We start from the raw sequence: 9,778 nt of genomic DNA on the forward strand, positions 1-9,778 counted from the left end.
TCGAGACAACGATGACCGCGGTATTGATGACCTCATGACCGAGATCGACCATCTCTTCGTTCACTCAACAGCCGAGGCTAGCGTGCAAAGCTGAGTCAAAATCTAACTTCTCGAGCAGTCAGTCTCTTGTATTGAATATCCATATGACGGGTTCGATCGTTAAACATGGGGCTTGTAATTCTCGAACGCGATCGCGTCACAGTCGGAGCGAAGTGCTTCATTTATCAGCGCGTTCGACGCCCGGTAGAGAACATCACGGATGTGGCGAAGCTCCCGTCGACTCGACTGTGCGAGCGTTCGGTGAGCACTTCGCGTTCCGGTCTATTGTAATCCGGCGCGGACCTTGTCGAACTCGTGAAGTCGATGTGGTACCACCAGCCCGCTGAAAAAGTAGGTGGTGCTGGTGACGGCGAAGTTTTCAACACCGAAATCAACCCCGAGAACTGTTCTACTCGGCGGTGTTTCGTTCGGTATCGTTCTTGTACCGGCGGAAGCCGATGCGGAAGAAGAACTCGCCATTACAGCAGTGAGCGTACTTTCCGTGACGCTCCACTCGTCCGAGTCGAGATACTGGCGCTGGTAGCCATCGTCGGCCTCGGGAAGGTCGAGCGGACACCGGGTTCGACTCGCCGTTGTGGAGAGGGAGACGGTGTCGTCATCGAACAGCGAAGCCGTGAGCAGAAGGGAACTCCGCGCTACCGCGTAGTTGAACAAACTATAACACAGACACACTACTCAGAATTGACAGTATCTATAACACAACCCTTAAAAAGTTCACCGGGGAAGATAGAGTCGTAGGAGGCCCGGGTGGTGTAGTGGCCCATCATACAACCCTGTCACGGTTGTGACGCGGGTTCAAATCCCGCCTCGGGCGCTTTCTCGAAATCTAACTTCTTGACCAGTCAGCCTCTTGTATTGGAATATCCACGACCGACGTTCAATAATCTCGAGCCGGCCGAACGTATTCGAAATGATCAGCATACCATCATATTAATAAATTCAACAATATCTGTAACACAACGCTTAAGAAGTTCTCCGGGAAAGGAAGTGTTGCAGGAGGCCCGGGTGGTGTAGTGGCCCATCATACAACCCTGTCACGGTTGTGACGCGGGTTCAAATCCCGCCTCGGGCGCTTTCTCGAAATCTAACTTCTCGAGCAGTTGCACTATTCGAAACGCCGAATGTGGTTGCGCGTACACAGAACGTTTTTGAACGGGTTCAGTTCCCGCGTTAGGCAGTTTTTGAGTTTATAAGTGAGCAACTGGTGCAGTTACTTGTCGAACACAGAACATCGATTCCGTAGTCGCCTCTAGTGAGATAGTCTCGGCTTCATCGGTACTGAGATTTTTATCAGATGCCGATAGCAACCGCTGTATGCGTAATTCGAAGGCCATTGGAGATGAAACCGAGTCGAGAGCGCTTTCGGAACTGATTAGATACGGGTACAGCGTCTCGATCCCGTTCGGCGATAACGACAGATACGACCTCGTTATCGACGATGGCGATGAACTGTACCGGATTCAGTGTAAGACCGGCTGGCCCAACAAAGACGAAACACTCCGTTTCAATACACACTCTCAGACGACTAAAAACGGCTCATACCACGAACGAACCTATCATGGAGATATCGATGCGTTTCTGGTCTACTACCCGGAGACGGAGACGTTCTACTGGATCGATACGGCCGATGCGACTGAGCAGAAGATGGAACTCCGTTTCGAATCTGAGATCGATCATCCCTCGATAAATTGGGCGAGAGAATACGAGTTCGATGGGACCATCCCCTGATCGGTCCGATCAAAATGCTAATTGTTTAGTATTCACTCCGTTTTAACAAGAAAATACCTCTCATAATCGTTTTTCCAACCGACTATTCATCCCATGACATCACCGATAACCGTTCTCATCGTCGACAACGAACCGGGATTCGCCGACCTCGTCGGCGAGATGCTCGAGCGCGAGCACGAGGATATCGTCGCCGAACCGGCGATGGACGCCGAGGAGGCACTGTCGACGCTCGAGGAGCGTTCGATCGACTGTATCGTCAGCGATTACGAGATGCCGCGGATGACGGGCCTGGAGTTGCTCGAGCGAGTGCGTGAGGATGATCCCGAACTGCCGTTTATTCTCTTTACCGGCCGGGGATCCGAAACGGTCGCCAGCGAGGCGATCGCTGCGGGCGTGACCCAGTATCTGCAAAAAGCGTCCGGCGAGCAGCAGTACGCGCTGCTTGCAAACCAGATCACGAACGCGGTCTCTCAGTATCGAACTGAAGCGGAACTCCGCGAGAACAAGCGCCGGTACGAGCGGACCTTGACGACGGTACACGAGACGACGCGGGATCTGATGCGAGCGAACACCAAAGCCGAGATCTATCGAGCGGCGGTCGATACCGCCGGAGAGATCCTCGACGTGTCGGTGGTCGCGGCGTATGCGTTCGAGCCGACGGAGGGGGTTCTCGAGCACGCCGCATCGACGCGGGAGGTCGCCGACTCAGAGCGGCAAGCCGAGTACAGTGACGGACACGTCTGGGACGTGTTTTCGGCGGGCGAAAGCGCCTACTACGAGAACGTGAGCCGGGATGCGGCCGTCGCAAAGACGGGGAGTCAAAACGAGTTGCTCGTTCCGCTGGGAACCCACGGTGTGGTGATTGCGGGGACTGACGACGTCGACGGCATCGACGAAACGATGACGGAGGTGGTGCACATTCTGGCAGCGAACACCGAAGCGGCACTCGATCGAGCGGAGCGTGAGCAACTGTTGCGGGAGAACGATCGCACGCTCACGCGGCAGAACGAAGAACTCACGCGGCTCAATCACACGAACGAGATCGTCCGGGAGATCAATCACGGTATCGCACAGGCATCGACACGGACGGAGATCGAAACGCGAGTCTGTGAGCGGTTGGCCGATACCGAACGCTACCGTTTCGCCTGGATCGCCTCGAGCGACGCCAGTCCACCCGAACCGACCTCGTGGGCCGGCGTCGACGGGGCGTTTATCGATCAGCTCCGCGAGGCTGGCGAGCACGCCCCCGAAATCCAGCTCAGCAGGGAGACACTCGAGGCAGAAGGCGTCCAGGTCGTCCGAAACGTCCTCGAGGCCGACGGCTGGGACGAGCGTCGACGGGAAGCGTTGACCTACGGCTACCAGACAGTACTCGCGGTTCCGTTGATCGACGATAAGCGACGGTACGGCGTGTTGCTTATTCACGTGGCGGGTGTCGACTCTATTGGTGAGCGCGAACGAGCGGTGCTTGGCGAACTCGGCGAGACGATCGGCCACGCGATTCGATCGGTCGAACGCACGCGAGCGATGCTCACCGATAGCCGACTCGAACTCGAACTCGCCGTCCACGATTCGCGGCTGTTGTTCAACCGACTCGCCGAACGGGCTGAGAGCCCGGTTACCGTCGAAGGGCTGATCGAGCGAGATGACGAGGTCGTCGTCTTCGTCACCACATCGGCGGAGACGGAGTGTGCGACGCTGGAACAGTCGGCATCGGTCGAGACGCTCTCGGTCGTCTCGGCAGGCGAGGACGAGATCCTGTTCGAGCTGACGGTTTCCTCGTCGCCGTTCGCGGATATCTTGCGGACGTACGACGTCCAGTTGCGAACGGCGACGGCCCAGAACGGGACGACGAGGCTCGTCCTCGAACTTCCACAGCAGGTCGAAGCCCGGTCGCTAATCGAGCGATTCAGAGAGCGGTATCCGGAAACCGAACTGGAGGCGCGACGCGAAACGACACGGGCGCACTCGATCCGACAGCTCGACACCCATCTCGAGGAGGAACTCACGGAGAGACAGTTCGAGGCGCTGCAAGCGGCTCACTACAGCGGGTTCTTCAAGTGGCCCCGTGAGAGCACTGGCGAGGACCTCGCGGATGTCCTCGATGTGACCCCACCGACGTACCACTACCACTTGCGAGCGGCCGAACGAAAACTCGTCACGCTGGCGTTCGACCGGAACATCGGGTGATCGAGCGCCGGTCGACTTACCGGCCCGTCGCCGAGGAGACTCTAATTAATTAGAATAGCTGCTCTGGACACACTAATCACCTAGAGCGTATAATTACCCTCGAGCAATCCATACGGCTAGATGGCGATCTGCGATAGTCTGTCGCCACCCCCCCAATCCCCCCCACCCCCACCCCCACTTTTCGCCGACGATCGAACGGGCAGTGCTGACTATCCGGTCGGGAGTGCACCTGCCCGCGACACCGATCACGATGAGCCGATCGAGTCCTCCCACTCGATCCAGTCCTGTTCCCAGCCCCGCCGGGATTCGGCACGTCGGATCGCGTGTTCGCGGTCCTCGCGGACCATTCGATTGCGTTCGACGGCTCCGGACTGTTCGCCTTCGACCAACAGCGGCTCGAGCGAGACGGCCGCAAACTGGGTCCGTTCGCCCGCGGGTGAGATGGCCTCGAGTCGCTGGCGCTGGCTTCCTCGGGGCAACACGAGCCGACCATCGGCCGTCAGCTGCTCGAGTAATGCCCGTGGCGGGTCGACAGTCGCGGCCTCGAGAAGGATGCGATCGAACGGAGCGTACTCGGGAAGCCCGTTCGCGCCGTCGCGGCAATCGACGAGTACACCGTCGTAGCCCGCTCGGGCGAGGTTCTGCCGGGCTTCGATAACGAGTGGTCGCGAGATGTCGACGGCGTGGACGTTCGTTGCACCCACGACTTCTGCGGCGACGGCGGCCGTGTAGCCGATACCAACGCCGACGATCAACACCGTGTCGTCGTCCTCGAGAGCGAGTGCCTGCAGCAGGCGGGCGGCTGTACTTGGCGCAAGCACTCGAGTCCCGAACGCCTCGTACGCGCGGTCCGCATACGCCAAGCGGTCGTCCTCGAGAAACTCGTGGCGGGGCACGTTACGCATCGCGACAGCGACGGCCTCGTCCTGAAGGACGTCCTTGCCAGTGGACTCAAGGCCATCAACCATCTCCGCTCGCAGTACCGCGGGGTCCATACGCGGAGCTATCGCGCCGGTCGTAATCAATGGCGCGCTTGCGCCATCGGGACTCGAGTGAGAAACAACGGGCTGACGATCGTCTGGAGCCGTTACCAGGCCGACCAGGCGCTGGACTGTTCGTCGTAGGCGTACACTCGCTTCGTGTCCTTTGCGAAGACCGAATCGCCGGATTCCTCGTAGCGATTCCGGTGATACCCCGAGGCGTCTTTGCGGACGACGACGGCGTCGATTTCGAACTCGTCATCGCCGAACGTCTCGGTCGCGCCGATCTCGAACTCGTAGTCACCGGGGACGTGGAGCGTGATACTGCGGCTGTCGTTTCGCGAGCCGTCCTGTGGGTGGACGGTGACGTTCACCGCGACGTTGTCGACCTCGCGGGTCCAGACAGTCTCGATCTCATCCGCGTCGGCCTCGTCGGTCCGTTTCTGGCCGTCGAGTTCGAGACTCGTGACGCGAACCGTCGAGAGCACCTCCTCGGTCTCGAGAATGAATTCGTCGCCGACCTCGATGGTCGCGTCTTCGGGTGTCGTTACGTTCGCGGTAAAGGATTCGCCTTCCTGGGAGACGACAACGTCCAGCGTGACCTCGCGCTCGCGTTCGGGCTGGATCTTGTGGACGTGACCACATTCGCTACAGCGAACCGTCACGGTCCCGCCGCCTTCGGTCGTCGTCAAGACTTCGTGAACCGTCTCGAGCTCGGGTGAGCAGGACGGACATGGCGTGGGGACGCGGTCCGGAATATCGTTCATACCACGGTATACCCGCTACGTGCCTAAAAGACGATTGAACTCGAGTTCCGACGATGATCGTACTCGAGTCCGTCTGACGTCCGATCAGTTCTCGTTTCCAGGAAGGGTGACGATCTCCCCGTCGGCGAACACCGTTGGCTCCCGCAGAATGCCGTCGAGGTGGATCGGTGCCTCGGTCTCGCCGCCGATGCCGGCGTTGTCGCCGATCGCGATGTGGACGGTGCCGCCGGCCTTCTCATCCAAGAGCACGGAGCCGACGAGATCCGTGACGGCGACGTTCGTCCCGATACCTAACTCCGCGAGGTTGTACGCGGCGTCACCGACGTCTTTGGCAGCGCCCTCGACCGTTGTACGGATCTCGTCGTCCGAGATGTGTGTGACGAGCCCGTCTTCGACCTCGAAAGCGAGCTGCTGGCCGTCCTCGAGCAACCCGTGAGGGCGCATCGTGCCGTCGACGACGAACGTGCCGTCGGCACGTTCGGGGCTGATGAACACCTCGCCCGCCGGAAGGTTCGACATCTGGCCGGGTTCGTGGACGATCCCAGTATCGGAGAGCCACTCCCGGTCGCCGATCTCGAACGTAATGTCGGTTCCGGCGGGCGTCGTGACACGGATCTCGGCGGCGTCGGCCACCTGCTCGCGGACGTCCTCACAGTGGGCCGCGATCGACTCGTAATCGGCGTCGAGCCCGGTCGTAAAGACCTCCTCGGTGATCCCCGGCAGCGTCGCGACGCGGGCTCCGGCGTCGTTTGCCTCCGTGCGAGCACGAGTGTGGCTCAGGCTCTTGGTCGTCGGCGCGAGAACGACATCCGCGCCGGTCATCGCCGCCGCAACGGGTGCCGGCGGCTCGCTCCCGTGGGTTTCACCGGGCGGGTAGCGGACGATCACCGCGTCGTCGGTAATCTCGCTCGCGACGGCATACAGCGACTCGCCGATCAGCTCGCGTTTGTCGTCGGTCACGACCGCACAGGATTCATCAGCCTCGAGGGCCAGACACTGTCGAACTGCCGTCTCGGACGCGTCACGAAGGTCAGTCATATCCATACTGTACTCGAGGGGACCGAAAGCTGTTATCCTTGGCTGGCTCGCTGTCGATTACCGAACAGGTTCGTTGCGATTCCCCGCTGTGCCGGGTCCGTCTTCTCACGGGGAACCGATGGCTGTCACCCGTGCCGCGCGAGCGACGTGACGAGTACCAGCGCGACGATGGTACCGGCGACACCGAAACCGGGGAGACCATCGCTCGAGGACGGTCCCTCGGTGTCGGTGCCGTCCGCATCGTCGGATATGGTTACCACGCTCGACGCCGCGTCATCAGCCGTCGCTTCGTTTGTGGCCTCGACCGTGTACTGGAACGCTCCGTCGGTGGCAGCCGTGACCTCGAACGACAGCGTCTCGCGCTCGTCGGGACCGAGCGTGAGCGATGTCGACTGTTCTGTCTCGTCACCCAGTCTCAGCGAGACGTTCTGTGTCCCCTCGAGTGCGCCTACGTTCTTGATTGTCGCGCGCACCGCGGCCGTCTCACCGACCTCGAGGGCGTCGGGGCCGTCGAGGTCGGTGACGCGGAACTCGGCGGGCTCGAGTTCGGCCCGGAGGATCGGATAGCCGTCTGAGGTCGTCTTGAAGACGGAATCGAAATCGAGGGCGACCATGTTCTCGGCAGCGTCGGGGCCGGTCATCTCGGCGGTCGTCAGTCCGGTCATGTCGTCGTCGCTATCCAAGCTCCCCTGTTCGTGCCCAGACGCGTCGACGTCCCAGTACGAGTCGACTACTCGTTTGTGCTCGCCGAACAGTCCATGGTATCGTCTCGTCCCCGTCACCTCGCCGGTCGAAAACGAGGTCGCGACGCTCCCATCGACGGCACCGGCGAGGCCACCGACAGTAAAAGAGTCCTCCCAGCCGAAGTAGTAGCCGCTGTCTTCGTGGTCGACGCCGTAGACGTCGGCGGTCGCGTACGAATCGCTCACGTATGCATCGTATGAGACCACCCCGACCAGTCCGCCGACGGCTCTGATGCCGGTAACGTCGCCCGTTGCCGCCGATCGTTCCACCGAGCCATCCTCGACTAGCCCGACAAGACCGCCGATGAACGAGCGTCGATTCTCGTCGTCAGCGGCGAGTTCCGCCGCCGAAACCGAATCTCTCACGGTGCCGGCAGACCGTCCGGCAAGCCCGCCGACTTCGTGATCGCCGGTGACCTCCCCCGAGACCGAGATTCGGCGGATAACTGCATCCTCGTGTGCAGCACCGACGAGACCACCGACGTCCTGATTACCGACAACGGTCGTCTCCTCGAAATTAACGTTTTCGATCGTCCCGTTCGCGTTCGCAAAGAGGCCAACGCGGTCCTCGTCCGGCCGGTCGACGACCAGACCACGGATCTCGTAGTTCTGTCCGTCCAGCGAGCCAGTGAACTCCCCATCGGAAGCGATCGGGTCGAACCCTGCGTAGCCGTTCCACGTTCTGGTCTCGCTTGCGTCGATATCATCTCCGAGCACGTAGTGGGCGTCCGGCTCGTCGGCGATCGCCTGCAGTTCGTCGACGTCCGTAATGACGTACGGATCGGCTTCGGTTCCAGTTCCGTCGACTCCCTCGAGCGGCGTGCTCGCCCCACTCACAGGACTGACAAAGAGGATGACGAGACAGAGGAGCAACACGCCTGCACAACGGAGTCGGCGAGACGAGAGACACACACGATGACGGCTCGTCTCGGGCACCACCCCGTCGCGACGATTCGGGTTCCGGTTGGGGACACGCATACGGCGGTTTGCCCCCTCCTTCGTATATAAACGTCAGCACCACGTGGTTCGCTCAGGAGCCCGTCCCGTCCGTCCCGTCCTCGCCTCCGTCGAACGACTAACGAGGATCCGTGTAAAACACGCTTTCGAGTTACAATCGATCGTGAAGCCTCGAAACGGTTATCCCCCTCGGTAGTGGACTCCCGAACACATGATTCAGGTCGCGATCAACGGCTACGGCACGATCGGCAAACGCGTCGCAGACGCCGTCCGGCAGCAGCCGGATATGGAAGTCCTTGGCGTCGCCAAGACGCGGCCGAACTTCGAGGCCGAGACGGCTATCGACAAAGGATTCCCGCTGTATGCAGCCATCGAAGAGCGCGCCGACCAGTTCGCCGAGGCCGATCTCGAGATTGCCGGCCCCGTCGAGGACCTCATCGACGCGGCAGATATCGTCGTCGACGCCACGCCCTCCGGCATCGGCGCGGAGAACAAGGAACTGTACGAGGAGTACGACACGCCGGCGCTCTATCAGGGCGGCGAGGACGCGGATCTCGTCGACACCAGCTTCAACGCCCGCTCGAACTTCGAGGACGCTGTCGATGCCGACCACGTCCGCGTCGTCTCCTGTAACACGACCGGTCTCTCTCGAGTTATCGCGCCGCTGCGCGAGGCCTACGGCGTCGAAAAGGTACGCGCGACTCTCGTTCGCCGCGGCGGTGACCCCGGCCAGACCAACCGTGGTCCGATCAACGACATCCTGCCGAACCCGGTCACGATCCCATCCCACCACGGTCCCGACGTCGAGACCATCTTCGACGACCTCGACATTGACACCCTGGGGATGAAGGTTCCCGCGACGCTGATGCACATGCACAGCCTGAACGTCACCCTCGAGGAAGAGGTCGATGCGGCAGACGTCCGCGAGTTGTTCGCCGACGAGTCACGGCTGTTCCTGATTCCCGAGCGCATGGATATCGACGGCAGCGGCAAGCTCAAGGAGTACGCGATGGACGCCGGTCGCCCGCGCGGTGACATCTGGGAGAACTGCATCTGGGAGGAGTCCATCTCGACCGTCGGCTCGGACCTCTATCTGTTCCAGGGCATCCATCAGGAAAGCGACGTCGTCCCGGAGAACGTCGACGCGATTCGGGCCGTGCTTGGCGAAGCCGACGCCGAGGAAAGCATCGCAACGACGAACGAGTCGATCGGAATCGGCCTTTAGCTAATCACAGGCGCTAAGCCCCCGTCCTCAAGGAGTACCGCAGTCCGCGTAAGCGGACAAGGAGCGCAGTAGGGAGGGGATACAGCGCCG

At 60.9% G+C, this 9,778-nt stretch carries 7 protein-coding genes, 2 tRNA genes and 1 pseudogene; 5 read left to right on the forward strand and 5 right to left on the reverse strand.

From position 1 onward, the window contains the following. Positions 1–177: 177 nt before the first annotated feature. Positions 178–675, reverse strand: a pseudogene (locus BW940_RS22610) (RNA-guided endonuclease InsQ/TnpB family protein); the annotation flags it as partial. Positions 676–801: 126 nt separating this feature from the next. Between BW940_RS22610 and BW940_RS20345 the strand changes: the two are divergent. From BW940_RS20345 to BW940_RS20360, 4 genes are all read left to right on the forward strand, one after another. Next, positions 802–874, forward strand: a tRNA-Asp gene (locus BW940_RS20345). A 185-nt stretch (positions 875–1,059) separates the two neighbouring features. After that, positions 1,060–1,132: transfer RNA gene (locus tag BW940_RS20350), tRNA-Asp, on the forward strand. A gap of 242 nt (positions 1,133–1,374) precedes the next feature. After that, positions 1,375–1,788 (forward strand): group I intron-associated PD-(D/E)XK endonuclease, encoded by a 414-nt coding sequence (locus BW940_RS20355; protein WP_076610983.1) that lies wholly within the window; start codon positions 1,375–1,377, stop codon positions 1,786–1,788. Between the two features lie 93 nt (positions 1,789–1,881). Then, entirely contained in the window at positions 1,882–3,978 is a 2,097-nt protein-coding gene (locus BW940_RS20360; protein ID WP_076610984.1) for a bacterio-opsin activator domain-containing protein, read from the forward strand. A 245-nt stretch (positions 3,979–4,223) separates the two neighbouring features. On the opposite strand, the gene BW940_RS20365 is transcribed toward BW940_RS20360, so the two are convergent. The 4 genes from BW940_RS20365 to BW940_RS20380 form a co-directional block, all read right to left on the reverse strand. Beyond that, positions 4,224–4,973 (reverse strand): protein-L-isoaspartate O-methyltransferase family protein, encoded by a 750-nt coding sequence (locus BW940_RS20365; RefSeq protein ID WP_076610985.1) that lies wholly within the window; start codon positions 4,971–4,973, stop codon positions 4,224–4,226. A 92-nt stretch (positions 4,974–5,065) separates the two neighbouring features. Next, complete coding sequence (locus tag BW940_RS20370; protein ID WP_076610986.1) at positions 5,066–5,725, reverse strand: HVO_0476 family zinc finger protein; 660 nt, start codon at positions 5,723–5,725, stop codon at positions 5,066–5,068. 84 nt (positions 5,726–5,809) lie between these two features. Beyond that, positions 5,810–6,763: an aminopeptidase gene (locus BW940_RS20375; RefSeq protein ID WP_076610989.1), complete on the reverse strand. Its 954-nt coding sequence runs from the start codon at positions 6,761–6,763 to the stop codon at positions 5,810–5,812. A gap of 125 nt (positions 6,764–6,888) precedes the next feature. After that, positions 6,889–8,484, reverse strand: a complete 1,596-nt coding sequence (locus BW940_RS20380) for a GLUG motif-containing protein (RefSeq protein ID WP_143823977.1) — start codon at positions 8,482–8,484, stop codon at positions 6,889–6,891. 190 nt (positions 8,485–8,674) lie between these two features. On the opposite strand from BW940_RS20380, the gene BW940_RS20385 reads away from it, so the two are divergent. Beyond that, complete coding sequence (locus BW940_RS20385; protein ID WP_076610988.1) at positions 8,675–9,688, forward strand: type II glyceraldehyde-3-phosphate dehydrogenase; 1,014 nt, start codon at positions 8,675–8,677, stop codon at positions 9,686–9,688. The last annotated feature ends 90 nt before the right edge of the window (positions 9,689–9,778 follow it).

It is taken from the genome of Natronorubrum thiooxidans (assembly GCF_900156475.1).
Lineage (GTDB): Archaea > Halobacteriota > Halobacteria > Halobacteriales > Natrialbaceae > Natronorubrum > Natronorubrum thiooxidans.

Coding starts and splice junctions, on each gene's coding strand:
- BW940_RS20380 (WP_143823977.1), bottom strand. CDS start 8,484: ATGCGTGTCCCCAACCGGAACCCGAATCGTCGCGACGGGGTGGTGCCC.
- BW940_RS20370 (WP_076610986.1), bottom strand. CDS start 5,725: ATGAACGATATTCCGGACCGCGTCCCCACGCCATGTCCGTCCTGCTCA.
- BW940_RS20365 (WP_076610985.1), bottom strand. CDS start 4,973: ATGGACCCCGCGGTACTGCGAGCGGAGATGGTTGATGGCCTTGAGTCC.
- BW940_RS20385 (WP_076610988.1), top strand. CDS start 8,675: ATGATTCAGGTCGCGATCAACGGCTACGGCACGATCGGCAAACGCGTC.
- BW940_RS20360 (WP_076610984.1), top strand. CDS start 1,882: ATGACATCACCGATAACCGTTCTCATCGTCGACAACGAACCGGGATTC.
- BW940_RS20355 (WP_076610983.1), top strand. CDS start 1,375: ATGCGTAATTCGAAGGCCATTGGAGATGAAACCGAGTCGAGAGCGCTT.
- BW940_RS20375 (WP_076610989.1), bottom strand. CDS start 6,763: ATGACTGACCTTCGTGACGCGTCCGAGACGGCAGTTCGACAGTGTCTG.